A 26,115-nucleotide genomic window follows, 5' to 3' on the forward strand; every position below is an offset into this window, starting at 1 on the left:
GACACTTCGCTCGGGACAGCGCTCAGCGCAGCTGTCGAACCGGGGCCGGGGGAGCAGATCCCCCGAGGGCACGTTCCAGAATCGCCGTAATCCGCTCGGAGCCGAATCGTGAGCCTAGCGCAGCCTGCGCAGTGGCCCGGGTCACGCCGGCGGGCCGCCCGGCGCCGGCCGTGCCGGGCGTGTCGGCATCCAGGAACAGCACCGAGGACGCCCCCGCCGCCAGCGGCGGCAGCAGCCAGTCCAGCGGCGGCGCGCCGCCCGGCGCCAGCAGCGGGGCGTGCGGGGAGTCCACCAGGGCGAGCCGGTCACCGGGCTCCAGGTTCCAGCGGGCCGCGGTCTCCGCCGCGCCGGCGGCCAGCCGCCCGGCCGACAGCACCTCGCCCGCCGCCTCCAGCGCGGGCGCGGCGGGATCGGCGGGGGCGGCGGAGGCGAAGTGGTCGCCGTGGCCGCGCACCTCGGCGGCGTAGTCGACCACGCCGGGGGGCGGGTCGGCCAGCGGCAGCCCGAGCGGGTGCAGGGAGAGGCCGACCAGGTCGCGGGCTGCCCGGCCCGCCGCCGAGCCGACCGCCCGGTCCAGGTTCGCGGGGCCCGCCACCAGCACGTCGACCGGCGCGGCCGGCTCGGGCTCGCCCTCGGGGGGCAGCGGCACCGCGGTCAGCCCCGCCGACCAGCAGGCCAGCAGCCACGCGGCGCTCTGCCAGTGGACGGGCACCGCCAGCCCGACGCGGTCGCCGGGGTCGGCGGCCAGCTCGTCGACCAGGAAGTTCGCGGTCTTGGCCACCCAGTTGTCGAAGGTCGCGTAGGACAGCTCGATCCGGCCGGCGGAGTCGTGGCAGGTGAGGAAGGGGCGCCCCGGGTCGGCGCGCAGTGCGGCCCGCAGCAGGTCGGCGGGGGTGGAACCGGTCACCGGCCGTCCTTTCCGAACGACGGGGTCGTGCCGAGGGCGCTGAGAGCCGGGGGTGTCACCGGGGAACTCTAGTGCCCGCCCGGCCCACCGGATGTAAGGGCCGCTCGACATTTCTGTTACGAAGGGGGACGCCCGAGCGTAACGCCTCGTTGGCGCTGCGGTTGCGGCAGTGCCGAGCGGTGGTCGACTAGTGTGACGAACCGATGTCTGTCACTCCTGGGCCGCCCGGTCCCGCGAGCGCGCCCGGCACCGTCGCCGGCGTGCGGCCGGCCGGCCCCGACGCCCTGGGCGCCGCCGCGCGGCCCGGCCGCACGCCCTCGCCCGGGCGGCTGCTGACCTTCGCCACCGCCGCGCCCGCCGTCGCGCTGTCCGCCTGGCTGGTGGCGGCGGTTCCGCTGCTGGCCCTCGGTGTGTTCACCCCCGTCATGGCCGCCGTCGTCGCGGGCCCCGCCGTGCTGCTGGCGCTGGCGCTGGCCGCGCGCTGGGCGCCGCGGCGGTCCGGGATCGAGGCGGGCGGCGGCTGGGACCGCTGGTGGCCGCTGCTGGCGCTGCTCGCGGTGGCCGTCGGCTTCACCGTGCTGCAGCTACTGCACGCCTCCGAGCAGATCGTGATCCGGCGCGACGCCGGCAGCTACGCCCAGTTCGGCAACTGGCTGGCCCTGCACGGCTCGCTGCCTGTCCCGCAGTACCGCGAGCTGATCGCCGGGGACGACCCCGCGCTCAGCTACCAGAGCCTGGCCTACTACCAGGTCGGCGACGTCATCTGGCCGCAGTTCATGGCCGGGGTGCCGCTCACCCTGGCCATCGGCCACTGGATCGGCGGCGTCCACGGCATGCTCGCGGTCGCCCCGGTGCTGGGCGGCCTGGCGGTGCTGGCCTTCGGCGGGGTGGCCGCCCGGCTGGTCGGCCCGCGCTGGGCGCCGGTGGCCGCGCTGGCGCTGGCGGTCTGCCTGCCGCAGATGTGGGTCAGCCGCTCCACCTACAGCGAGCCCGCCGCGCAGATCCTGCTGCTCGGCGGGATGGCGCTGGTCGTCGACGCGCTCGCGCCGGCGCCCCCCGGCGGGCGCCGCCGGATCCCGGCGGGCCCGGCGCTGGCCGCGCTGGGCGGCCTGGCGCTGGGCCTGAGCGTGGTGGTGCGCATCGACGGGCTGCGCGACATGCTGCCGGTGCTGCCGTTCATCGCGGTGCTGCTGCACGTCCAGCGGTCCCGCGCGCTCGCCCTGGCCGGCGGGCTCGCCGTCGGCGCCGGCTACGGCCTGGCCGCCGGCTACGGCCTGTCGCTGCCCTACCTCCAGCACCTGGCCGCCTCCGTGGTGCCGCTGCTGGTGGTGTGCGCGGCGGCGGTGCTGGCCAGCGCGGGGCTGGGCTGGGCCGTCGGCCGCTGGGGCCTGCCCGACCTGCGGCGCGGCCCGTGGGCAGGGATCGCGGCCGGCGCGGTGGTGGCGGTGATGGCGGCGCTCGCCGTCCGGCCGCTGCTGTACACCGCCCGCGGGCACGCCGAGCCCGCCGAGGGCACCCGCTCGCTGATCGGGCAGCTGCAGCAGATCGAGGGACTGCCCTTCGACCCCGACCGCACCTACGCCGAGTCAACCCTGAACTGGGTCGCCTGGTACGTCGGCGTGCCGGTGGTGGTGCTGGCCACGGCCGGGGCGGCGCTGGTGGCCTGGCGGCTGGTGCGCCGCCGCGACCTCGCCTGGGCGCTGCCGCTGCTGATGATGGCCTGGACGGTGGTCACCGTGCTGGTCCGCCCGGCCATCACCCCCGACCACCCGTGGGCCAGCCGGCGCCTGGTCGCGCTGGTGCTGCCCGCCTTCATCCTGCTGGCCGTCTGGGCGGTGGCGTCGGGGGTGCGCTGGCTGCGCGGGTCCGGCGCGGGCGCGCGGCTGTACGGAGCCGTCAGCGTGCTGGCCGTGGGCGCCGTCCTCGCCTCCACCGGCGCGGCGAGCGTGCCGCTGGTCTTCGCGCGCACCGACGCCGGCTCGGTGGCGGCCGTCGAGCGGCTGTGCGAGCGGATCGGGCCCGGCGCGAGCGTGCTGATGGTCGACGGCTACACCGCCGACCGCTTCAACCAGCTGGTGCGCGGGATGTGCGGGCTGCCGGTGGCGCGGCTGGCCGACGGCGTGCCCGCCGACCCGGCGACGGTGGCCCGGATCGCCGCCGAGATCCGCGAGCGCGGCCGCCGCCCGGTGATCGTCGGGGACGAGGAGGCGGACCTGCTGCCCTTCCTGCCGCCCGGCGCGAGCGCCGACCACGCCTTCGAGTTGCGCGGCCGCACCGACGCGCTGATCCTGGAGGGACCCCCCGCCCGGACCGGCGAACTGGTCATGAACGTGTGGATCGCCGAGGTGCCGGAGTCCGCCGCTCCGGCGCCGTCGCCCTGAGCCCCCGCCCGTCCGGGCCGCGCCGCCGCCCGCGCGGCGCTCCCGCCGAACCTGTGAGGCCCCGTTGAGTGACCCGGCACCCGAGCCGGCCGCACCGGCCGCGCCCGCTCCGCCCGCCGCCGAGCAGCCGCACGTCTCCGTCGTGCTGCCCTGCTACAACGAGCGCGACCACGTGGTCGCCGAGATCGAGCGGATCACCGCCGCGCTGGACGCCAGCGGCCACGCCTACGAGCTGATCGCGATCGACGACGCCTCCACCGACGACACCCTCAGGCTGCTGCGGGAGAACGCGCCGCGCTTCCCCGCGGTGCGGGTGGTGGAGTTCCCCAGGAACGGCGGGGCCGGCACCGCGCGGCGGATCGGCAGCCAGATGGCGCGCGGCGACATCGTCGTCTGGACCGACGCCGACATGACCTACCCCAACGAGCGCATCCCCGAGCTGGTCGACCTGCTGGACAAGGACGAGCTGGTCGACCAGGTGGTCGGCGCCCGGCTGCGCGAGGAGGGCAGCCACCGGCTGCTGCGCATCCCGGCCAAGTGGGTGATCCGCAAGATCGCCGAGCGGCTGACCAACACCCGCATCCCCGACCTCAACTCCGGGCTGCGCGCCTTCCGGCGCGAGGCCGCGCGGCCGTACCTGCGGCTGCTGCCGCCCGGCTTCTCCTGCGTCACCACCCTCACGCTGGCCTTCCTGAGCAACCAGAAGGTCGTCACCTACCTGCCGATCGAGTACGCCAAGCGCTCCGGCACCTCGAAGTTCCGCTTCTTCACCGACGCCTACCGCTACATCCTCCAGGTGCTGCGGATGGTGATGTACTTCAACCCGCTCAAGCTGCTGATGCCGCCCGCGCTGCTGCTGCTCGGCACCGGCCTGGGCAAAGGCGTGTACGACGTGGTCTTCAACCCGGTGCGGATCGCCAACAACACGATCATCCTGTTCGTCACCGGAATGATCATCTTCTCGATGGCGCTGCTGGCCGACCTGATCGTGCGCTCCCGTGCCGAGTAGCGCCGTCCGGCGGATCGCCCTGGTCGGACCGGCCCACCCGTACAAGGGCGGCGGCGCCGCGCACACCGGCGAGCTGGCGCACCGGCTGCGCGCCGCCGGGTACGACACCGGGATCGAGTCGTGGCGGGCGCAGTACCCGCGCATGCTCTACCCCGGGCGGCAGACGCTCGGCGAGCCGGACGGCCCCGCCTTCGAGCCCACCCGCCGCGAGCTGGCCTGGTACCGCCCCGACGGCTGGTGGCGGCGCGGCCGGGCGCTGGGGCGCGCGGCCGACCTGGTCGTGCTCAGCGTGCTGACGCCGCTCCAGGTGCCGCCGTACCTGGGGCTGCTGGCCGGCATCGGCGGGCGCGCCGAGACGCTGGCGCTCTGCCACAACGTGCTGCCGCACGAGCGGCGCCGCTTCGACCCGGCGCTGATGCGGGCGCTGCTGCGCCGGGTGGACCGGGTGCTGGTGCACAGCGGCGAGCAGCGCGCGGCCGCCCTGCGGCTGGTGCCCGGGGCCCAGGTCGCGGCCGCCCCGCTGCCGCCGCACCTGCCCGCCGCCCCGCCCGCCGCGCCCCGCGACGGCGAGCCGCTGGGGCGGCTGCTCTTCTTCGGCATCGTCCGCCCCTACAAGGGCCTGGACGTGCTGCTGCGCGCGCTGGCCCAGGTGCCGGGCGTCGGGCTGACCGTCGCCGGGGAGTTCTGGGGCGGCACGGAGCCCGTCCGCGCGCAGCTGGCCGAGCTGGGCATCGCCGACCGGGTCGAGCTGCGCGACGGCTACCTCCCGGCGTCGCGGCTGCCCGAGCTGTTCGCCGCCGCCGACGCCCTGGTGCTGCCGTACCGCAGCGCCACCGCCTCGCAGAACGCCTGGCTCGGCCACGAGCACGGCCTGCCCGTCATCGCCAGCCGGGTCGGCACCTTCCCCGAGCAGATCCGCGACGGCGAGGACGGCCTGCTCGTCCCGCCCGGCGACGCCGACGCGCTGGCCGGTGCGATCGAGCGCTTCTACCGCCCCGGCGAGCCCAAGCGGATGCGCGAGGCGGTCCGCCCGGTGGACCCGGGGCCGTACTGGGACCGGTACGTCGACGCTGTCGCGGCGGGCTGAGCGGCGCGGCGGCCGCACGCCGCCGCCCGTCCCCGTGCGCTGACGCGCCCTCGGCGTCCGGTCGCGGTACGCCCCCGGGGATATGCCGCGCGGCATAGCGCCCGGCGGGTGGAGCGGCCGCGCGGATGACGCGGCGGAGGGGCCGGCGCACCAGGCTGGACGGGTGCGGGCGGCGACCGCGGGCCGGTGGGCACCGCCGGGGCCGCCCGCGCCGGATCCAGCCGTCCACGGGCGCCGCGTGCGCCGGAAGAGGAGTCCCCGTTGCCGGTCATCGCAGCCGGCGCCGCCCCCGGCCCGCGCACGCGGGCGCGCGGCGCCGCCCCGACGTACCGTCCCCCGTGAGCCGCGGCGCCGGCACGCCGCCCGGCGGCGGTCCCGCGGATCGGCTGGCTGATGGCGCGCTCCCAGTACAGCCGCTGCGCCGGCCTCCGCGGCCAGGGCACCTTCCCGCCCGGCCCGCTCGACCCCGAGGGCCTGCCTCCGGTGCTGCTCGTCAACGGCCTGGACGACGACTCCACCCCCGCCTCCGGCAGCCGCGCCGTCGCCGCCCGGCTCCCGGGCTCCGTCTGGATCGGCGCCGAGGCCGACCACTCCGTATACCTGGGCGGCAACCGCTGCGTGCGCGAGATCGCGCACCGGTACCTGAGCACCGGGGAGCTGCCGGAACTGGGCGGGGTGTGTCCGGCCTCGGGGAGCGGTATGCGGTAGCCGCCGGAGAAGGGAGTTCGCGACCGTCCGCAGCACGGCGCGTCGGGTCCTGGCCGCGTGGCCCGTCAAGGAGGCCAGGACCCTGAGCTTGACGTAGAATCTATTCGTACAGATGACATATCGGCTCGTATCGATAGCCTGGTGTGCGCGGCTGGACAGCCGCCGCCACGGTCGAGGAGGAGATTCGGCGGAAGTCTGCGTCGAGATCGATGAGGAAGCGCTCGAACTGGCCGCCGAGGCGCTCGGCACCACGACACCGTCGGACACCGTGAACACCGCGCTGCGCGAGACCACCGACCAGGTCCGGCGGGCGGGAGGCGCTGGCTGAGCTGGTGGAGGCGGGGAAGCGCGGCGACTCCGACATCCTCAAGAGGAACCACCGTTGCTGAGCATCAGGGTTCCCGTCCTGGGACCGGTGCCGTAATGCGGCTGTTCATCACTGAGACGGAACCTGGCGTACCGGCATGTGGTGGTCCACGGACGGTATGTGGATCGCAATGAATGCATCGCCGCCGTCACCGGTCAACCGGTGCTGCGGATCGCTCCGCCGACGCCCTAGTCCGTTCCGGCCGCACCCGTGGGGCTGTGGGTGGACGGCGTGCGGCGCAGGGCCAGTGCGATCCCCGCCCCGCCCAGGTCGGCCGCGGTCATGACCAGGCGGGACAGGCCGGCCACCACCAGGGCGGCGCCTTCGGGGAGGACGGGGGCGAGGGCGACGGCCAGGGCGAGTTCGCGGACGCCAAGGCCGGCCGGGGCGAAGACGACGACGAGGCCGAGCGACCAGGCCAGGGCGTAGGCGCCGGCGGCCAGGGGCCAGGTGCCCGGGGCGGAGCCGCCGCCGACCCCGGCGACCAGCAGCCAGGCGTGCAGGCTGAGCGGCACCCAGGCGGCGAGCGTCCACAGCACGGCGCGGGCCAGGCCGCGCGGCGAGGCGGCGACGTCGACCGGCGGGCGGCGCAGCAGGCGCAGGCCGGTGCGCACGCCCCAGGCGATCAGCCGGGGGTGCAGGCAGGCCAGCAGCACGGGCACCAGCAGCACCAGCCACCACCAGCGGCCGGCCGCCTCGGCGGAGGTGAACGGGAGGGTGGCGGCCGCCACCATCACGTTGACGGCGAGGGTGACCGCGAAGGCCAGCACGGACGCGGCCAGGCTGCGGCTGCGCGCGACGTCGTGCTCCTTGGCCAGCTCCACCTGGGCGACGAAGGCCCACACCATGCCGGGCACGTACTTGCCCAGCTGGCCCAGCCCCCAGATCCGGCCGGCCGCGGCCACCGGCAGCGGGGCGCCGAGGTCGGCCAGCAGCGCGCGCCAGGCCAGCACCTGGCAGACCAGCGCGGCCAGCGCCGCGAGCACCGCGCCGAGCACGGTCCACGGCGACAGGCGGGTGAGCGCCGCCCCGGCCTCCGCCCAGTTCGCCGCGAGGGCGTAGCCGGCGAAGCCGAGCAGCGCCGCCGCGAGCGCGGCCCGGAGCCAGGGCAGGGCCCGGAGTCTGCGCACCACCCGGCCAGCGTATCGGTGCGGGTGGCCGCGGCGTGCGCCGCCGGCTCCGCCGCGGCCACCCCGTCCGCGCCGCTCACCGTGCGTGTACCGGCTGTTCATGCGGGTGACTTGTCCCGGCACCGCCGGGCTGCGCCATCATGGCGGTATGAGAACCGCCGACGCCGTCGCCTTCATCGGGCACCAGGTCCATGTCTGCCGCTTCCGGGAGGCCGGCACCCTGCTGCGCTGGCTCGGCCGCGACCTGCGCGGCCTGCGGGTGCTCGACGTCGCGGGCGGCGACGGCTACTGGGCGGGCCAGGCGCGCAAGCGCGGCGCCCGCGCCGTCTCCATCGACCTGGCCAGGTCCAAGATGCTGCGCGGCCGCACGCTGAGCCATCCGCCCGCGCTGATCGAGGGCGACGCGCTGCGGCTGCCCTTCGCCGACGCCTCCTTCGACCGGGTGCTGTCCATCTGCGCCATCGAGCACTTCGACGACGGCCCGGCCGCGCTCTCGGAGATGGCCAGGGTGCTGGCGCCAGGCGGCGAGCTGGTCATGTCGGCCGACGCGCTCACCCGGGCGGGCTCGTGGCCGCGGCTGTTCGACGCGCACCGCCGCCGCTTCCACGTCCAGCGCACCTACACCCACACCCAGCTGGACGAGCTGCTGGCCGAGCGCGGCCTCGAACTGCTCGACCACAGCTACCAGTTCCGCAGCGCGGCGGCCGAGCGCGGCTACCTGAGCCTGTCCGCGCACGGCGGCCGCTACGGCTTCAACGCGGCGGCCGTGCTCACTCCGCTGGTGGCCCTCGGCGACGCGCTCACCCCCAACGACCGCGGCAGCGTGGTGCTGGTCCGGGCCCGCCGCACCGCCTCCTGAAGCCCGTCCGCGCAGCTCGCGGCCCTGGCGGGCCGTGCCCGCTTCGTCCCGGTACACGGAAACTCCGAGTTAACTCCGCATTGCCAGGGCATTAACCCGTTTCAGGTCATTCGGTCCCCGCGCAGGCGGGGAGCGACGGGACGGGGAGGCGTGCGATGAGGGCGAGGCGGAACCGCGTCGGTCCGGACGACGTGCTGCACCTCGAACTGGCGGAGGAGCCGCCCGTACGCCCCGACCGGCTGCTGCTGCGGCCGGTTCCGGAGCACGGCGACACCGGCACCGGGCTGCCGGTGCCGGTCCGGCTGCGCGGCACCCGGGCCAGCGCCGACCTCGGCGGCCTGCCGGCCGGGCTCTGGGAGGTCTGCGGCCCCGACGGCGGCGGCCGCACCGCCCCCGTCCGCACCGAGGACCCGGGGCTGAACCTCGCCGACCGGTACGGCTACATCGCCCGGCCGCGCTCGCGCGACCTGCGGGTGCTGCGCACCCCGGACGGGCGGCTGCGGGTCCAGGTGGCCGAGGTGCGCCCGTATGCCGAGGTCGAGCTGGTGCGCAGCCGCGAGGAGACGGTCGCGGTCCGCGGCGAGCTGGCCTTCGCGGCCCGCCCGCCCGGCCGCCACCGGGTGCGGATCGTGCTGCGCCAGCGCCACGTCGGCACCGAACTGGCCTGCGGCGCGCTGCTGGACGACGGCGCCTTCAGCGCCGAGATCCCGCTGCGGCCGCTGGCGGACGCGCACGCCGAGGAGCGCGGCAAGAACCTCTGGGATCCCGTGCTGGCCGGCGGGCCGCTCAACGCCGAGCTGCGGCTGGCCTCGCGGGCCGACGACATCGCCGGCAAGAAGCAGCGGATCGGCTTCCGGCCGGTCCGGCTCCCGCACGGCGGCCGCACCATGCGGATCACCCCCTACTACACCGTGCACGACGACCTGTCGCTGGCCGCCACCGCCCTGGACCGCGCGGAGGGCGCCCGGTGAGGATCGCCTTCCTCATCGCCAACGCCTTCGCCATGGGCGGCACCGTGCGCACCACCGTGAACCTGGCTAACAGCCTGGCCGAGCGGCACGAGGTCGAGATCATCAGCATGGCCCGGCACTGCGACCGCCCCTTCTTCCCGCTGGACCCGCGCGTCCGGCTGCGCGCGATGGCCCCCACCCCCGACTGGAGCGGCGCGCCGCCCGGCTCCTGGCTGGACCGCCGCCGGGCCCGGCGCCCGGTGCGCTGGCTGCCGCCGACCGAGGCCAAGCGGCAGGGCGTCTTCAACGCCCGCACCGAGCGGGCGCTCCGCCGCACGCTGCGCGGCCTGGACGCCGATGTGCTCGTCTCGACCCGGCCCGGCCTGAACCTGGCCGCCGCCCGCTTCGCGCCGCGCCGCCTGCTGCGGGTCGGCCAGGAGCACATCCACTGGGGCAACCACAGCGACGGCGTCCGGCTGGCGGCCCGGCTGCTCTACCCCAGGCTGGACGCGCTGACCGTGCTCACCGAGGCCGACCGCCGCGCCTACCAGCGCGACCTGCGGGTGCCGCCGGACTGGGCGGTGCGCATCCCCAACGCGCTGCCCGGCGGCGACTTCCCCCGCGCCCCGCTGGAGAACCCGATCGTGGTCGCGGCCGGGCGGCTGGGGCCGGAGAAGGGCTACGACAAGCTGCTGGACGCCTTCGCGCTGGTGGCCGCCGAACGCCCCGAGTGGCGGCTGCGCCTGTACGGCCAGGGCGGGCTGGAGAACCGGCTGCGCCGCCGGATCCAGCGGCTCGGCCTGGACAACAACGCCGCCATCATGAAGCGCACCGACGACCTGCCCGGCGAGCTGGCCAAGGGCTCGGTCCTCGCGGTCAGCTCGCGGGTCGAGGGCTTCGGGATGACCATCATAGAGTCCTTCGCCTGCGGTGTGCCGGTCGTCAGCTTCGACTGCCCGCACGGTCCCGGCGAGATCATCACGCACGGCGCCGACGGCCTGCTGGTGCCGCCGGGCGACGTGCAGGGGCTGGCCGCGGGCCTGCTGCGGCTCATCGACGACCCCGCGCTGCGCACCCGGATGGGCGCCGCCGCCCTGGCCGCCGCCGAGGACTACCGCCCCGCCGCCGTCACCGCCCGCTGGGAGGAGTTCCTGGCCGAGCGGCTGAGCCGGCGCCGGTAGGGCTTCCGGCCGTTCGGATTCCGCGCCGCCGCCGGCGCCCGCGGCACGTCCGTCCGGCCTTGCGGTGTACCGACGCCGCCGGGCGCGAGCCGGCGCCCGGCCGGCGGAGCACCGTACGCGATTGCCTCTCTGATCTATTAGAGCTATAACAGATATAGTTCATCGCCAAGAGGTCTCGTCGTATCCGGATCCTCGGCGCCCGCTCCGCAGTGCCCGAAACCCAGGAGGCGCCCATGCGCAAGCCGTCACCACCCGCCAGGACCGCGGCGGTCGCGGCGCTCACCGCCGTGCTGCTCGGCCTCGCCGCGCCCGCCGCGCAGGCGGCGGCGCCGAGCGGCACCGCCGAACCGGTCGCCGAGCCCACGGCCGCCGCCGTCGAGGACTTCCTGGACCGGCGGGTGCCCGAGCTGCTGGCCGAGTTCGAGGTGCCCGGCGCCGCCGTGTCGGTGGTGGCCGGCGGAGAGCAGGTGTTCGCGGGCGGCTACGGCACCGCCGACCCGGCCACCGGGCGGCCGGTCGAGGCCGGCACCGCCTTCCCGGTCGGCTCGGTGGCCAAGTCCTTCACCGCGCTCGCCGTGCTCCGGCTGGTGGACGAGGGGCGGCTCGACCTGCACGCCGACGTCAACGGCTACCTGCCGCCCGGCAGCCGGATCGCCGACACCTTCCCCGGCGAGCCGGTCACCCTGCACCACCTGCTCACCCACACGGCCGGCTTCGAGGAGGCCGTCGCCGGCCAGGCCGCCGCCGAGCCGGGCGGGGCGGCGCCGCTGGCCGCGTACGTGCGCGACCGGCAGCCCGAGCGGGTCCGCCCGCCCGGCCGCTTCACCAGCTACTCCAACTACGGGCTCGCGCTGGCCGGGCTCATCGTGCAGGAGGTCTCCGGCCGGCCCTTCGCCGCCTACGCGGCCGAGCAGGTCTTCGCCCCGCTCGGCATGGAGGCCAGCGCCTTCGCCGGGCCGGACGAGGCACGGGAGCGGGGCGCCGCCGTCCCGCACACCGCGGGCCCTGACGGCCCCGTCCCGGCCCCGGAGCTCCACCTGGCCATCGGACCGGCCGGCGGCGCCTACAGCTCCGCCGAGGACATGGCGCGCTTCATGCTCGCCCTGCTCGACGCCGGCGGAGCCGGCGGCGAGCAGCGCCGGCCCGAGCCGGCCCTCGCCGCCATGGGGACCCGCCAGGCCGGCAACGAGCCCCGGCTGACCGGCGCCGGCTACGGCACCTGGGAGTGGCCGTCGGACGGTGCGCGGGCCTACGGGCACGGCGGCACCCTCGTCGGCGCGCACGCCAACTACGTCGTGCTGCCCGAACTCGGCCTCGGCGTCCACGTGGCGACCAACGGCGACGGCCGGGGCGACCCCGGGGCGCCGCTGCGCAGCGTGCAGCGGACGCTGGTGGAGGAGGTGCTGGCCGAGTTCGCCGGCATCCGCGCGGTGCCCGGGCCCGGCCCGGCCGCCGACGTCCCGCTCGACCGCTACACCGGCGACTACGTGCCCACCCGGGCCTCCCGCAGCGACGCGACGGCCGCGACGGCCGCGCTCGGGCAGCTGCGCGTCGGTGTGGCCGACGACGGGGCGCTGACCACGTCGGGCCCGATGATCCCCGAGGCGCGGTGGACCGCGGTCGAGCCCGGACTGTTCCGCGCCGAGGACGGCACCGACCAGCTCGCCTTCATCGAGCGCGGCGGCGCCGTGGTCGGCCTGGCGCTGGACAGCGCGCCGATGCAGCCCTTCGAGCGCACGGCCTGGCACCTGCTGCCGACGACGCACCTGGCCGCGGCCGGAATCGCGCTGCTGGTGGCCGCCACCGCCGCGGTCTGGCCCGTCACGGCCCTGGTGCGCCGGCTGCGGCGGCGCGACCCGGCGCCGTACCGGGGCGCGGCCCGGTGGGCCCGGCTGCCCACCGCCGCGGCCGTGCTGCTCAGCACCGGCTTCACCGGCTACCTGCTCTGGCTGCTCACCCGGCTGGACAACGCCACCGTGCTGCGGATGGTGGATTCACCCGTGCTGACCGCGCCCCTGGCGGCGGCCGTGCCGCTCGCCGCGCTCGCGGCGGTGCTGGCCGTCCTGGCCTGGCGGCGCGGGTGGTGGACGGCGGCCGGGCGGGTGCAGCACACCGTGATCGTGCCGGCACTGGGTGTGTTCCTGCTGGTCGGGCATGTGTACAACTTCGTGTGGACGCCCTTCGGCTGAGGGCGGCCGCACCCCTACGGGCGCACCGGCGGGACGAGACGAAACGAACACCACCGAACACGCACGCACCAGGTGTCCGCGCGTCGCGCGGACTCGCCTGGTGCGTAGTGTTTCCGGTATGGGGGAACTCGAAGGCCACGACACCGCCGCGCCCACCGACGGCACCGCGCACCCGGCGACCGCTCCGTCCGACCCGGCCCCGCCGACCGCCGCCGCGATGCGCCGGGCGCTGGCCCGCGCCCGCGACGCCAAGACGCTCGACCCGGCCGAGGCCGAGGTGCTGCTGCACGCCAGGGGTGCCGACCTGGACCGGCTGCTCGACTACGCCGCACGGGTCCGCGACGCGGGCCTTGATGAGGCCGGCCGCCCCGGCGTCATCACCTACAGCCGCAAGGTGTTCATCCCGCTCACCCGGCTGTGCCGCGACCGCTGCCACTACTGCACCTTCGTCACCGTGCCCGGGAAGCTGCCGGCCCCCTACCTGTCGCCCGACGAGGTGCTGCGGATCGCCCGCGAGGGCGCCGCGCTGGGCTGCAAGGAGGCGCTGTTCACCCTCGGCGACCGCCCCGAGGACCGCTGGCCGCAGGCCAGGGAGTGGCTGGACGCGCACGGCTACGACGACACCCTGTCCTACGTGCGGGCCATGGCCGTGCGGGTGCTGGAGGAGACGGGGCTGCTGCCGCACCTGAACCCCGGCGTGCTCACCTGGCGCGACTTCCAGCGGCTCAAGCCGGTGGCGCCGTCCATGGGGATGATGCTGGAGACCACCTCCGCCCGGCTGTTCACCGAGAAGGGGCAGCCGCACTACGGCAGCCCGGACAAGGACCCCGCCGTCCGGCTGCGGGTGCTGGACGACGCCGGGCGCTCCAATGTGCCCTTCACCACCGGCATCCTGATCGGCATCGGCGAGACCCACGCCGAGCGCGCCGACTCCCTGTTCGCGATGCGCAAGGTCTCCCGCGAGTACGGCGGCGTGCAGGAGGTCATCGTCCAGAACTTCCGCGCCAAGCCGAAGACCGCCATGCGCGCCCGCCCCGACGCCGAGCTGACCGAGCTGGCCGCCACCATCGCCGTCGCCCGCCTCGTGCTGGGCCCGCGCGCCCGGATCCAGGCGCCGCCGAACCTGGTGGACGACGCCTACGGGCTGATGCTGCGGGCCGGCATCGACGACTGGGGCGGCGTCTCCCCGCTCACCCCCGACCACGTCAACCCCGAGCGGCCCTGGCCGCAGATCGAGGAACTGGCCGCCCGCACCGCCGAGGCCGGCTTCACGCTGCGCGAGCGGCTGACGATCTACCCCGAGTACGTCCGGCGCGGCGAGCCCTGGCTGGACCCCCGGCTGCGCGGGCACGTCGACGCCCTCGCCGGGCCCGACGGCCTGGCCCGCGAGGGCGCGATCCCGGTCGGGCGGCCGTGGCAGGAGCCGGAGTCCGGCCTGGCCGGCGCCGCGGCGCCGGGCGCGGCCGGGCAGGGCCGCACCGACCTGCACACCGGCATCGACACCGAGGGCCGCGCCGGCGACCGCCGCGCCGACTTCGCCGAGGTGTACGGCGACTGGACCGAGCTGCGCGACCGGCTGCCCGGCACCGCCCCGGCCCGCTTCGACGGCGACGTGCGCGCCGCGCTGCGCGCCGCCGAGGCCGACCCGGCCGGGCTGAGCGACGAGCACGCGCTGGCGCTGCTGCACGCCGACGGGCCCGAACTGGAGGCGGTGGCCCGGCTCGCCGACGACCTGCGCCGCGAGGCCGTCGGCGACGGCGTCAGCTTCGTGGTCACCCGCAACATCAACTTCACCAACGTCTGCTACACCGGCTGCCGCTTCTGCGCCTTCGCGCAGCGCCGCACCGACGCCGACGCCTACACCCTCTCGCTGGACCAGGTCGGCACCCGCGCCGAGGAGGCGTGGGCGGCCGGCGCCACCGAGGTGTGCATGCAGGGCGGCATCCACCCCGACCTGCCCGGCACCGCCTACTTCGACATCGCCGCCGAGGTCAAGCGGCGCACCCCGGACATGCACGTGCACGCCTTCAGCCCGATGGAGGTGATGAACGGCGCCACCCGCACCGACCTGTCGGTGCGCGACTGGCTGACCGCCGCCCGCGAGGCGGGAGTGGACTCCCTGCCCGGCACCGCCGCCGAGATCCTGGACGACGACGTGCGCTGGGTGCTCACCAAGGGCAAGCTGCCCGCCGCCGCCTGGGTGGAGGTGATCACCACCGCCCACGACCTCGGCATCCCGACCACCTCCACCATGATGTACGGCCACGTCGACACCCCCGCGCACTGGGTGGCGCACATCAAGCTGCTCGCCTCGCTCCAGCGCCGCTCGCTGGAGCGCAACGGCCGCCCCGGCTTCACCGAGTTCGTCCCGCTGCCCTTCGTGCACACCAACGCGCCGATCTACCTGGCCGGCCTGGCCCGCACCGGCCCCACCGTGCGCGAGAACCGCGCCGTGCACGCGCTGGCCCGCATCCTGCTGCACGGCACCATCGACAACATCCAGTGCTCCTGGGTCAAGCTCGCCCCCGAGACCTGCCGCAGCCTGCTCACCGGCGGCGTCAACGACATGGGCGGCACCCTGATGGAGGAGACCATCAGCAGAATGGCCGGCTCGGGCCAGGGCTCCTACAAGACCATCAGCGACATCGCCGCCCTCGTCGCCCCCACCGGCCGCCCCCTCCGCCAGCGCACCACCCTCTACGGCACCCCCACCGAAGAGCGCCGCACCACCGCCCTCGCCCACGACGGTGTGGCCGAGAGCGTGCGCACGCGGAGCCTGCCGGTGGTGTGAGGGGAATCGCGCCGAACGGGAGCGCCTGTCAGAGCGAGCGGGATCCCGCGACCGAATTCACGGTCGTCCAGCGTTCATCCTGTCAATTCGCCGTTCAATGCGGAGTGAATTGAATTGATCCGTCGTCGATAGCGATGGGGAGACCGTGAATGGCCGGCCTGGCGCTCCCCGGGTGGCGCGAGAACCGCCGGTTCCGCTGCGGCGCGGGTGATCGCGAGTTAGCGTCAAGCTGACCCTAAGTGGGTGTGATTGGGGTAATGTCGGCCCATGACGTGATCGCGCTCACTTTCGGGGAGGCGACCGGTGCCCGCGCACCGGTTTCATGATCCATGGCGCTGAAAAAAGAGACCAGAAGGATTCTGATCGGTTCCACCGCGACCTTCGGCCTGGTGGGGGTCGGCGGGATCGCGGCCAATCTCGCCGGTCTGTTCCCGGCCCTTCTCGACTGGGCCCGTGCCCTCTACATCGTCGCCGCCATCGTCAGCGTCCTGCTGCTGGCGGTGCTGGTGGTCGACTCGATCTTCGCCTTCCTCAACGAGGAGTACCGGCTCCGCTGGCTCGTTCTGGGAGTCGGCGCCCTGGCCGTGCTCGGCCTCGCCGTCGTGGGCGTCTACACCCGGCTGGCCGACCCCTCGTGCCCTCCGCCCGCCGAGATGAACGTCCTGGTCCCCGCCGACCAGGAGGAGATCATGGGCGAGGCAGCCGAGGTGCACGCCGACGTGCGCGCCGAGGAGGACTGGCCGACGCACTGCCGGCCGGTGCACATCACCGTCTTCTCGCTGGCGGAGGCGGCCGAGGCGCGCGGCCGGCTGGCCACCGGCTGGCGGGACGCCACTGTGGGCCCGCGGCCGCACGTGTGGATCCCCGCCTCCACCGCGGACGTCGTGTTGGCCCGCGCCCGGGCCGAGGGCGACCGCGCGGTAGGCGTCGGCTCGGCGCCCGGCTTCGAGGTGCGCGGCTCCACCCGGCTGGAGCCGCTGGTGCTGGGCGTCCCGCAGGACGCGGCGGCGGAGGTCGGCGTGGACACCGAGCCCGGGCCGCGGCGGCACGTGGTCCAGGAGCCGCTGGAGGTCTACCTGGACCGGCTCGGCCCGCTCGACATCGCCCTGGCCAGGCCCGACCTCGACGGCTCGGTGTCGGCGCTGCTGCACACCGCCGCGGTGTACCGGAGCGCGGGACCCGGCGCCCACCCGCAGCGGGGCGTCCCCGACTCCTCCCTCGGCGGCGCCGGCGACCGCGACCTGCTCTGCGCGCTGCGGGAGCGGTCGGCCGGCAGCGAGCCCGTGGCGGTGCTCACCACCGAGCGGGCGCTGATCGACCACAATTTCGGGCGGCCGCTGGGCCCGGGCTGCGGGCCGGAGGACCCCCCGCCGCCGCTCCAGGCGTACTACCCGGCCGACCTCCCCTGGCTGGACCACCCCTACGTGCGGCTGGACTGGGGAGTCGACGACCGGGTGGCCGAGGAGGCCGACGCCTTCTACCGGTGGCTGTCCGACCCCGGCACCAGGACCCCGGACGGCCGGCACCCCCTGGCCGGGTTCCGCGACGCCGACGGGGCGCTGCGCTGCCCCGTCCCGGACCGCGGCGGCTGGATCTGCGGCGACGAGGGCACCGTCACGGTGGCGCCGGTATGGGCGGCGGAGCGCCTGGAACCCCTGGAGACGGGCGCCGCGTACTCCGCCGAGGAGCTGCGGGCCGTGCTGGAGCGCTACGAGGAGGCCCGCCCCGAGATCGCCGTCCTGCTGGCCGTGGACACCTCCACCTCGATGGAGGTGCCGGCCGGCGGCGGCACGGACCGGCTCGGCGCGGCCACCGGGCTCGCGGGTGACCTCGTCGGGCTGCTCGGCGAGGAGGACTCCGTCGGCCTGTGGTCCTTCCCCGGCTCGCCCGGCGACCCCGACGCCACCGACCACGACGAACCGGTGCCCATGGCCGCCAACACCGAGGGCGGCCAGGCCGAGCCGGTCGCCGACGCCCTGGCCGCATTGGGACCCACCGGCCAGGCCACGCCACTGGCCGACGTGGTGGCCGACGGCGCCCGCGCGCTCGCGGACGCGGGCGGACCGGGCGCCGGCCGGGTGCTGGTGGTGCTGACCGACGGTGTGGCCGACCCGCTTCCGGCTGGCGGCCTCACCGCGGACGAACTCGCCGAGGAGCTGGCCGGCCCGCTGGAGCAGGGCGTGCGCGTGCACGTGGTGACCTTCGGCGACGACGGCTGCGGCCCTGGCTCGCTGCCCGGCGCGCTGACCGACGCGGGCGTGCGGTGCCATGCCGCGCCGCCCGGCGCCGACCCGCGGATCCTGCACGAGATCGTGGCCGACGCCCGGGGGCGGGAGTGATGGGGGCGCCGGGCACCGGCCCGGACAGGGACACGGGCGCGGCCGGCCCGGCCCGGGCCGCCGGCGCGGGAGCGGACACCGGACCGGCCGGCGGCCGCGGCTCCGGCGCGGGTGCCCGGTGGGGCCGGCGCGCGGCCTCGTGCGCCGCGGTGGCCGCCGCCTGCCTGTTCGCGCTGGCCGCCGCGGGCGCGCCGAGCCTGGACCGGGGGGACGGCGTCCACCTGGTGCTGGCGACCGGACTCGACCTCTCGGCGGGCCGCGACGCCGGCGTCTACCTGCGGCTCATCGAGCAGTGGGACTTCGCCCACCCCCGCGTCACCGTCGACACCGTCCAGCTGTCCGGCAACACCGACCACCAACGCGCCCAGCTGGTCGCCGACGCCCAGTCCGCCGACATGCCCTTCGACATCGTCAACATCGACAACCAGTGGACCGCCGAGTTCGCCGAGCAGGGCTGGGTGCGCGAGGTCGACCCGGCCGAGGTGGGCGCCGACCGCTTCCTCGAACCCGCCTGGGAGGCGGTCTGCTACGAGGACGCCCACTGGGCGGTGCCGTTCATCTCCGACGTGGGCCTGCTCTTCTACCGCGCCGACCTGCTGGAGGAGGGCGACGAGCCGCCCGCCGACTGGGCGGAGGTGTTCGACTTGGCCGCCCTGATGGTCGAGCGCTCCGACGAGCCCGTGCACGGCTACGCGGGCCAGTACGCCGACTACGAGGGCCTGGTCGTCAACGCCCTCGAACTGGTGTGGGGCGCGGGCACCCAGCCGATCGAGGGCGGCGGCGAGGACTGCGCCACCGCCGAGCGGGTCGGCGACCTCAGCACCGGCCTGCAACCGCTGGTGGAGGCGATCCGCGACGGTGTCGTCCACCCCGGTGTGCTGACCGACGCCGAGGACGACACGCGGGCGCGGTTCCGGTCCGGGGAGGTGGTGATGATGCGCAACTGGCCGCAGGCCGTCGAAGGGCTGAGCGTGGAGCAGGGTCGGGAGAACACCGGCACGCTGGCCTTCGCCGGCTGGCACGGCGGCTTCGGGGAGGATCCCGAGGAGATCGAGGAGCCGTCCTTCGGCGTCACCGAGCTGCCCGGGGCGGCGCTGGGCGGCCAGAGCCTCGCGGTGACCACGGCCTCCGAGCATCCCGAACTGGCGGCCGGCCTGGTCGCGCACCTCACCTCCGAGCGCTCCCAGCGGCAGCTGCGCGACGCCGGATACGCGCCCGCGCTGAGCGGCCTGTACTTCGACGAGACGGTCGCCGAACCGCGCGACCACATCTACCTGGGCAGTCTGCGCGGCGCGATCCTGGCGGCGGAGCCGCGGCCGCGCACGCCGTACTACACCGCCTTCAGCGAGGAGCTGCGCGACCAGCTGCACGACCACCTCAGCCCGCCGGGGCCCGTCGTCCCGTCCACCGAGCAGTTCGACGACGAGCTGAACGAGGTGCTCCGCGGCGGCTGACGCGCGCTCACCGCCTGCCGTCGGGGTGCCGGGGCTCGTCGAGGTCCAGCTGGCGCTGGAGGTGCCGGTAGGTGTCGTGGGTGATCCGCCCGTCGCGGTACAGCTCCTCCAGCTGCCCGCGCTGCGCGGCGAGCAGTTCGCGCTGCAGCCGCACCGCGCTCGCCCGGTGCTGCGCCGCGTCCTCGGCCGCTCCGGGGTCGTCGGAGTCCAGCGCGGCGCTCATCCGCGACAGCCGCAGCCGGATCGGCTGCCGGTGGGTCTCGGCCGTCTCCTCGCCGATCTCGCCCCGCGCGGCCAGTTCGTCGATGCGGGCCAGCGCCGCCTCGTCCAGCGCCCGCTGGCCGCGGGCCACGTCCCAGGCCCGGTCGTCCCGCTCGCCCACGCCCAGCCGGCGCAGCAGCCACGGCAGCGTCATGCCCTGGCCGACCAGGGTGGCCAGCACCACCGCCGCGGCCATGAAGATGAGCACCGGCCGGTCCTCGAAGGGCCTGCCGTTCACCGTCTGCGGCAGCGACAGCGCGATGGCCAGCGAGATCGCGCCGCGCAGCCCGGCCCAGCCGACCACCACCCGCTCCCGCAGCGGCAGCGGCGCGAGGCTCCGCCGGAGCTTCAGCCGCTGGACCGCCCCGATGACGCCGACCTCCCAGGCCAGCCGGATCGCGACCGCCGTCACGATGGCCGCCACGGCGGCCAGCACGAGGCTCACCGGATCCCGCCCGGCCACCTCCACCAGCACCTCGTGCAGCTGGAGGCCGAGCAGCACGAACAGCACCGACTCCAGCAGGAAGACGAGGCCCTGCCAGATCGTCTGCCCGTTCAGCCGCACACCGGCGGGCAGCAGGCCCTCGACCCGGGTGCCCAGGACGAAGCCGGCGGTCACCGTGGCCAGCACACCGGACAGGTGCAGGTTCTCGGCGGGGATGTAGGCGATGAACGGCACCAGCAGCGAGATCAGCAGCTGGTCGTCGGGGTCGCGGATCCGCCCTCTGACCCGGCCGGCCACGGCCGCCACGACCAGTCCCCACAGCACCCCGCCCGCCACGATGCGCAGCAGCTCCCACAGCCCGCCGCCGAGCGTCAGCGGCTGGGTGAGCGCGGCGAGCGCGAGGCTGAAGATCGTCAGCGCGGCCGCGTCGTTGATCAGGCTCTCGCCCTCCAGGATCGTCACGATCCGGCGCGGCGCGCCCACCCGCCGCAGCACCGCGCCGGCCGCCACCGCGTCCGTGGGCGCCACCGCGGCGCCCAGCGCGATCGCCACCGGCCATGACGCCTGCTCGGGCAGCACCAGCACGATCACCGCGGCCACGCCGAGCGCGGTGAGGGTGGTGACGCCGACGGCCAGGCCGATGATGGCGCGCGACTCGGCGCGGGTCTCCCGTGGCGAGGTGAAGGACGCGGCGTGGTACAGCAGCGGCGGCAGGAACAGCAGCAGCACGATCTCGGGGGAGACCTCGAAGCGCTCCATACCCGGCAGGTAGCTGACCAGCAGGCCCAGCAGCACCAGCGGGATCGCGTCGGGCAGCCCGGTGCGGTTCGCGATCGCCCGGCCGGCCAGGATCACCACGACCACCAGCAGCCCGGCGAAGAACAGCCCCTCGTAGCCCATCGGCCAACCCCCCGGCCCCATTGTGGGGCCGGGCACCGGTCGCGGCGGCGCGCCCCGCCGGGGCGGCCCCCTGGGTACGGCACGGGGCCCTCCGCGTCGCGGAGGGCCCCGTGGTGGTCACGCGGCGGCCGGTCGGCCGGGGTGCGTCAGAGCTGGAACCAGTAGTCGGGCCCGCCGGCGCTGCGGCTGTTGCGCAGCTCCCAGACGAACCAGTTGTCGGCGTCGACGTAGACGAAGCCGGGGCTGTCGCCGCCCGCACCGTCCCAGTCGCCCGGCACGACGCAGCTGTCGTTGATGCCGTAGTTGAACACGTGGGTCGGGTTCCCGCTCACCAGGCTGTTGCGCAGCTGCCAGCGGTACTCGCCGGAATCGGTCGGGCGGACGGTGGCGATACCGTCGCGGCCGTCGTTGTTCCAGTCACCGACGATCGGCCAGTCGGTGTCGCGGCCGAAGTTGAAGATGTTGCTGGCCGAGCCGGCGCTGTTGGAGTTGCGCAGCTGCCAGCGCAGCACACCGCCGCTGTAGGCGCGGGCGATGCCGATGGTGTCGCGGCCGTCGTCGTTCCAGTCGCCGGTCACCGGCCAGTAGCCGAAGGAGCCGTAGCTGAAGGCGTAGTCGGCCGGCCCGGAGCTGATGTCGTTGCGCAGCTGCCAGCGCATCGCGGTGCCGAAGACGCGGGTGATGCCGACGGTGTCGCGGCCGTCGCCGTTCCAGTCGCCGACCACCGGGATGTAGCCGGTGGAGCCGTAGCCGAACTCGTGGTCGACCGGGCCCGAGGCGTTCTCGTTCCACAGGAACCAGCGCAGGCTGCTGCCGTTGTCGTAGGCGATGCCCGGGGTGTCGTCGCCGTCGCCGTCCCAGTCGCCGCTGACGATCCACCAGGCCTCGGGGCTGTCGTCGAAGTAGTAGTAGCACGTCGAGGAGTTCAGCGGAGCGTGACCGGCCTCCGCGCCCACCGACTCCCGCAACGGCCCCTCGACGGGCTCGTCGGCCGCCGCCGCGGTCGGGCTGAAGGCCAGCCCGAGCGCCGCCAGCGCGGCCGGGATCATGATCTTGCTTCGCACGCCATCACCACCAGTTTCGTCGGCGGACGGCCGCCGCCGCCCGCCGTGCCAAGCGCGCCCTGCGCGGCCCGGAGGGCCGGCGATCGCGTTGGTTAAGTTGTCAATCAGGGATCGACAGTAAGAGTGGAGTGCCGGCGGTCCGGTGTCATCCGGATTAGACCCTGGTCGAAATTCGCAGTTCGTCCCGGTTTCCGGAAGGGTCACGCTCCGCAGTGCACCCCGCCGACCTGCGCGAACGGCGCCCGGGCTTCGGATGGCACACTGGCCGGACGTGGCCGCCGCCCCGGCCCGGACGGCTCCCCGCGCTCCGCGCCCCCGCCCCCACCGGCCACAATGTCCCCAGACGGGCCTGGACGGGCCGCCCGCGCGGGCGCCCGGGCCGGCGGAGCGCGAGAGGCGGGAGCGTGCGTGCTGCGCGTCCACTTCACCCCCGACGACCTCGCCCGCACCCGGCTCGCCGCCGCCCCGGACCCGCTGTGGGAGACGGCCGCCAGCCTGCGGCGCCTCCAGTCGCCGCGCGGTCGGCAGGTCTACGCCGACTGGCTGCGCGAGGCGCGCGCCGGTCTCGCCGAGGCCGGGCTCGACCGGACCGTGCGCGACCTGCTGCTGCCGCTGGTGCCCGCGAGCGGCCCCGTCCCCGACTTCCTCACCCCCGCCGAGTCCGCCGACGGCCTGGAGGCCGGCCTCGCCGCCCTGGCCGCCACCCCGCCCGAGCGCGTCCGCGCCGGGCTGCGGCCGCTGGACGCCTCAGGCGGCCTGCCGCCGCGGCTGCGGCGGCTGGAGGAGCGGGCCGAGCTGGAGCGGCTGGCCGAGGCGCTGCGCGGCTACCACCGGGCGGCGATCGCCCCCTACCAGGCGCGGATGCAGGCCGGCGTGGACGCCGAGCGCGCGCTGCGCGCCCGTGCCGTGCTCGACGGCGGCGTGCACGGCCTGCTCGACGGCTTCCGGCCCGGCCTGCGCTGGCAGCCGCCGGTGCTGGCCGCCGACTGCCCCGGCGAGGACCGCGAGCTGCGCCTGGCAGGGCGCGGCCTGCGGCTCATCCCGTCGTTCTTCTGCTGGCCGGGCCCTGAGGCGCTCGCCGACCCCACCCTGCCGCCGGTGCTGGTGTACCCGCTGCGCCGCCCGCCGGCCCGTGCGTCCGAACCGGGCGCCGGGCCGCTGGGCGCGCTGCTCGGCCGCTCGCGCGCCGCCATCCTGCGCGCCGTTGCCGACGGCGCCACCACCGGGGAGCTGGCCCGGCTGGTCGGCGTCTCGGCCGCCACCGCCAGCCACCACATCACCGTGCTGCGCGGCAACGGGCTCGTCACCGGCCGCCGCGACGCCAACTCGGTGCTGCACACCCTCACCCCGCTGGGCGCCGCCCTGCTGCGCGCCCACCCCGACACCTGACGCGCGCCTACCTCACCACCACGAAGTCGGCCGGGTCCCTGGGCGGGCGGTCGCGGGGCGGCTCGGCCGCGTGCCCGACGGCGACCGCGCCCATCGGCTGCCAGTCGGCCGGCAGCTCCAGCTCGGCGCGGACCACGTCGGGGCAGAACAGGGTGGAGGACACCCAGGCCGAGCCCAGGCCCTCCATGGCCAGCCCCACCAGCAGGTTCTGCACCCCCGCGCCCATCGCGACCAGGAACATCGAGCGCTCGGCCGCGGCGCGCCGCTCGTCGGGGTAGGCGTGGGCGCCGTCGGCCACCAGGCACGGCACCACCAGGTACGGCGCCTTGCGCAGCACATCGCCGCGGCGCAGCCGCCGCTCGACGCGGTCCGGCGGGAAGCCGTCGCGCTCCAGGTCGGCGGCCCAGGCCGCCCGCATCGCGTCCAGCAGCCGGGTGCGCACCGGCGCCGACTCCAGCAGCACGAAGCGCCAGGGCGTGGTGTGGTGCGGTGCGGGGGCCGTGAGCGCGGCCGCCACCGCGCGCCGCACCGCGGCGCCGTCGACCGGCCGGTCCGTGAAGGAGCGGACGGTGCGCCGGGCCGCGAGCACGTCGCGCGATCCGTACCGGAACAGGTCCTCGTCGGCCGGGCGGACCAGCGCCGCCGCGCCCGGCCCGTCGTTCTCGGTGACGACGCCCAGGCCCCGCACCACCGCGACCGGCACCCCGGACACCTTGCCCTTGACCAGCTCGGCCGCGCCGGCCAGCTCGTCGGCGACCGCGTTCAGGGTGACCTCCAGCACCCTGCCGTGGGAGTCGGCGGTGCCGCGCAGGTCGGCGAGGGGTTCGAGCCCGGCCGCGCCGATGGCCACGTCGGTCTGGCCGACCCGCCACGGGCGGCCGAAGGTGTCGGTGACCAGCACGCCCACCGACACCCCGAGCAGCTCCCTCAGCCGCCCGCGCAGCCGCCTGGCCGAGGCGTCGGAGTCCTCGGGCAGCAGCGCCACCGTTCCCGGCGGGGTGTTGGAGGCGTCCACGCCCGCCGCCGCCATCACCAGGCCCTGGCGGGTCTGCACCACCCGGGTGCCGCCGCGCCTGGCCACCACCCGCTGGGTCTCCTGGTCGATGGCGGCCTCGCGGTCCATCGCCGCGATCCGCCCCTCGGCCTTGCTCACCACCTTGGAGGTGACCGCGAGCACATCGCCGTCGCGCAGGCCCGGCTCGGCCGCCGCGATCAGCGCGGCGAGGTCGTCGCCCGCCCCGATCTCGGGCAGCCCGGTCACCCCCCAGATCTCGATCCGGCCGGATGTGGACACCGGCCCCGTGCCGGTCTCCGTCTGCCGCCGCTCCACCGCCGCCACCGCCCTACCTCCGTTCCGCCGCGAGGTCCAGCGCCGCCCGGGCGATCGCGGCGGTCGCCTCCAGGTCGCTCATGTACAGCGGCACCGCGCGCACCGCGATGCCGTCCAGGCCGGGGCCCGGCTCGGCGGCCACCCCGGCGTCGGCCTCGTCCACCAGCCAGCCGTCCAGCAGCGCGGACCCGTAGTGCTCGGCCACCGCGCGGGCGCTGGACTCCACGCCGATCGCGCTCAGGCAGGCGTCGGCCATGCCGTGCACGGGGGAGCCGCCGATGATGCCGGACACCCCCACCACGGGGCGCCGCTCCATCGCCTCGCGGATCCCGGGCACCTGCAGGATCGTGCCCACGCTCACCACCGGGTTGGACGGCGGCAGCAGCACCGCGTCGGCCTCCTCGATGGCCGCCAGCACGCCGGGCGCGGGCGCCGCCCGCTCCGCGCCCACCGCCACGATCTCGTGCGCGGGCAGCCCGGCGCGGTGCCGCACCCACCACTCCTGGAAGTGGATCGCCCGCCGCCCGCCGTCGGGGTCGTCGACCACCACATGGGTCTCGACGCGGTCGTCGCTCATCGGCAGCAGCCGCACGCCCGGTCGCCAGCGGTCGCACAGCGCCTCGGTGACCGCCGAGAGCGGGTAGCCCGCGCCGAGCATCTGGGTGCGGACGATGTGGGTGGCGATATCGCGGTCGCCCAGGGTGAACCACTGCGGCTCGACCCCGTAGGCGGCCAGCTCCTCGCGGACCGCGAAGCCCTCGCCGGCCCGGCCCCAGCCCTGCTGCTCGTTGATGCCGCCGCCGAGCGTGTACATCACGGTGTCCAGGTCGGGGCAGACCCGCAGCCCGAACAGGGTGATGTCGTCGCCGGTGTTGCCGATGACGGTGATCTTCGCCTCCGGTGCCGCGGCTTTCAGGCCGCGCAGGAAGCGGGCGCCGCCGACGCCCCCCGCTGGTACGACTATGCGCATGGCAGCCAAGTCTGGCAGCTCGGCGGTCCGCCCGCGGCCGCCGGGCCGGGGCGCGGCGCCCGCCGTCCGAAGCCGCCGCGAACCGGCGGAACGCGCCACCGTATCAGCCGTTTTCATCAGCGAAATGTCTGATACGACAGCCAGGTTCGGTACGGTGTCACCCGGTTGCCGACGAGCGGCCCGGGGCATGGTGTCGAATGTGCGCCGACCGGTACCGATCGGTACCGGTGGCCGCCGATCGGTACGAAGGGTACAGCCGGTACCGACCCCGCCGGCGGCGCGCACGCACCGCTCGGCGCCGACCGCCGCCCGGCGCGCGGCGGCATCCGTCCGTACCATCGGGGCAACGCCAGAGACGTTTACCGAACAACGACCATCCGATCCGTGATGACACGCGACGAAGC

General features: G+C 75.8%; 19 protein-coding genes. 13 read left to right on the top strand and 6 right to left on the bottom strand.

Annotation, left to right across the window (positions count from 1 at the left end):
• Positions 1 to 22 precede the first annotated feature (22 nt).
• The gene (locus CLV72_RS00265) at positions 23 to 907 is read right to left on the bottom strand and encodes a TIGR03089 family protein (protein WP_106237219.1); all 885 of its coding nucleotides are present in this window, start codon (positions 905 to 907) and stop codon (positions 23 to 25) included.
• Between the two features lie 203 nt (positions 908 to 1,110).
• On the opposite strand from CLV72_RS00265, the gene CLV72_RS00270 reads away from it, so the two are divergent.
• The 5 genes from CLV72_RS00270 to CLV72_RS00290 all read left to right on the top strand — a co-directional run bounded on the left by CLV72_RS00270 (position 1,111) and on the right by CLV72_RS00290 (position 6,420).
• Positions 1,111 to 3,288: a hypothetical protein gene (locus CLV72_RS00270; protein WP_245929779.1), complete on the top strand. Its 2,178-nt coding sequence runs from the start codon at positions 1,111 to 1,113 to the stop codon at positions 3,286 to 3,288.
• Positions 3,289 to 3,352: 64 nt separating this feature from the next.
• The gene (locus CLV72_RS00275; protein WP_106237223.1) at positions 3,353 to 4,297 is read left to right on the top strand and encodes a glycosyltransferase family 2 protein; all 945 of its coding nucleotides are present in this window, start codon (positions 3,353 to 3,355) and stop codon (positions 4,295 to 4,297) included.
• A complete protein-coding gene (locus CLV72_RS00280; protein WP_106237226.1) occupies positions 4,287 to 5,384 on the top strand; it encodes a glycosyltransferase family 4 protein in 1,098 nt (365 codons plus the stop codon). The genes CLV72_RS00275 and CLV72_RS00280 overlap by 11 nt, the downstream gene beginning before the upstream one ends.
• A 393-nt stretch (positions 5,385 to 5,777) precedes the next feature.
• Positions 5,778 to 6,092, top strand: a complete 315-nt coding sequence (locus CLV72_RS00285; RefSeq protein WP_106237229.1) for an alpha/beta hydrolase — start codon at positions 5,778 to 5,780, stop codon at positions 6,090 to 6,092.
• Between the two features lie 112 nt (positions 6,093 to 6,204).
• Positions 6,205 to 6,420, top strand: coding sequence for a hypothetical protein (locus tag CLV72_RS00290; protein ID WP_211302641.1), 216 nt, complete (start codon positions 6,205 to 6,207; stop codon positions 6,418 to 6,420).
• Positions 6,421 to 6,647: 227 nt separating this feature from the next.
• Here the strand turns inward: CLV72_RS00290 and CLV72_RS00295 are convergent, their stop codons facing one another.
• On the bottom strand, positions 6,648 to 7,592 hold the full coding sequence (locus CLV72_RS00295) for a lysylphosphatidylglycerol synthase domain-containing protein (protein ID WP_245929780.1): 945 nt from the start codon (positions 7,590 to 7,592) through the stop codon (positions 6,648 to 6,650).
• Between the two features lie 145 nt (positions 7,593 to 7,737).
• Here CLV72_RS00295 and CLV72_RS00300 point away from each other — a divergent pair, with 145 nt between their 5' ends.
• The 7 genes from CLV72_RS00300 (at position 7,738) to CLV72_RS00330 (ending at position 19,352) form a co-directional block, all read left to right on the top strand.
• Positions 7,738 to 8,448, top strand: a complete 711-nt coding sequence (locus tag CLV72_RS00300) for a class I SAM-dependent methyltransferase (RefSeq protein ID WP_106237237.1) — start codon at positions 7,738 to 7,740, stop codon at positions 8,446 to 8,448.
• A gap of 155 nt (positions 8,449 to 8,603) precedes the next feature.
• The gene (locus tag CLV72_RS00305; RefSeq protein WP_106237240.1) at positions 8,604 to 9,419 is read left to right on the top strand and encodes a hypothetical protein; all 816 of its coding nucleotides are present in this window, start codon (positions 8,604 to 8,606) and stop codon (positions 9,417 to 9,419) included.
• A complete protein-coding gene (locus CLV72_RS00310; RefSeq protein ID WP_106237243.1) occupies positions 9,416 to 10,579 on the top strand; it encodes a glycosyltransferase family 4 protein in 1,164 nt (387 codons plus the stop codon). Before CLV72_RS00305 ends, CLV72_RS00310 begins: the two co-directional genes overlap by 4 nt.
• A gap of 233 nt (positions 10,580 to 10,812) precedes the next feature.
• The gene (locus CLV72_RS00315) at positions 10,813 to 12,768 is read left to right on the top strand and encodes a serine hydrolase domain-containing protein (protein WP_106237247.1); all 1,956 of its coding nucleotides are present in this window, start codon (positions 10,813 to 10,815) and stop codon (positions 12,766 to 12,768) included.
• A 118-nt stretch (positions 12,769 to 12,886) separates the two neighbouring features.
• A complete protein-coding gene (locus CLV72_RS00320) occupies positions 12,887 to 15,559 on the top strand; it encodes a bifunctional FO biosynthesis protein CofGH (RefSeq protein ID WP_106237250.1) in 2,673 nt (890 codons plus the stop codon).
• A 329-nt stretch (positions 15,560 to 15,888) separates the two neighbouring features.
• Entirely contained in the window at positions 15,889 to 17,898 is a 2,010-nt protein-coding gene (locus CLV72_RS00325; protein ID WP_146159295.1) for a vWA domain-containing protein, read from the top strand.
• A 149-nt stretch (positions 17,899 to 18,047) separates the two neighbouring features.
• A complete protein-coding gene (locus CLV72_RS00330; RefSeq protein ID WP_146159296.1) occupies positions 18,048 to 19,352 on the top strand; it encodes an extracellular solute-binding protein in 1,305 nt (434 codons plus the stop codon).
• A gap of 7 nt (positions 19,353 to 19,359) precedes the next feature.
• Here CLV72_RS00330 and CLV72_RS00335 read toward each other — a convergent pair whose 3' ends face one another.
• Both CLV72_RS00335 and CLV72_RS00340 read right to left on the bottom strand, forming a co-directional pair.
• Complete coding sequence (locus CLV72_RS00335) at positions 19,360 to 20,958, bottom strand: Na+/H+ antiporter (RefSeq protein WP_106237260.1); 1,599 nt, start codon at positions 20,956 to 20,958, stop codon at positions 19,360 to 19,362.
• 146 nt (positions 20,959 to 21,104) lie between these two features.
• Complete coding sequence (locus tag CLV72_RS00340) at positions 21,105 to 22,022, bottom strand: hypothetical protein (RefSeq protein WP_146159297.1); 918 nt, start codon at positions 22,020 to 22,022, stop codon at positions 21,105 to 21,107.
• A 408-nt stretch (positions 22,023 to 22,430) separates the two neighbouring features.
• Between CLV72_RS00340 and CLV72_RS00345 the strand changes: the two genes are divergently transcribed.
• On the top strand, positions 22,431 to 23,411 hold the full coding sequence (locus tag CLV72_RS00345; protein WP_106237265.1) for an ArsR/SmtB family transcription factor: 981 nt from the start codon (positions 22,431 to 22,433) through the stop codon (positions 23,409 to 23,411).
• A 7-nt stretch (positions 23,412 to 23,418) separates the two neighbouring features.
• On the opposite strand, the gene CLV72_RS00350 is transcribed toward CLV72_RS00345, so the two are convergent.
• Positions 23,419 to 24,687: a coenzyme F420-0:L-glutamate ligase gene (locus tag CLV72_RS00350; protein WP_425428037.1), complete on the bottom strand. Its 1,269-nt coding sequence runs from the start codon at positions 24,685 to 24,687 to the stop codon at positions 23,419 to 23,421.
• A 67-nt stretch (positions 24,688 to 24,754) separates the two neighbouring features.
• Positions 24,755 to 25,711: a 2-phospho-L-lactate transferase gene (gene cofD / locus CLV72_RS00355; protein WP_106237269.1), complete on the bottom strand. Its 957-nt coding sequence runs from the start codon at positions 25,709 to 25,711 to the stop codon at positions 24,755 to 24,757.
• Positions 25,712 to 26,115: the final 404 nt, after the last annotated feature.

The sequence above is a fragment of the Allonocardiopsis opalescens genome (genome assembly GCF_003002095.1).
GTDB classification, from domain to species: Bacteria; Actinomycetota; Actinomycetes; order Streptosporangiales; family Streptosporangiaceae; genus Allonocardiopsis; species Allonocardiopsis opalescens.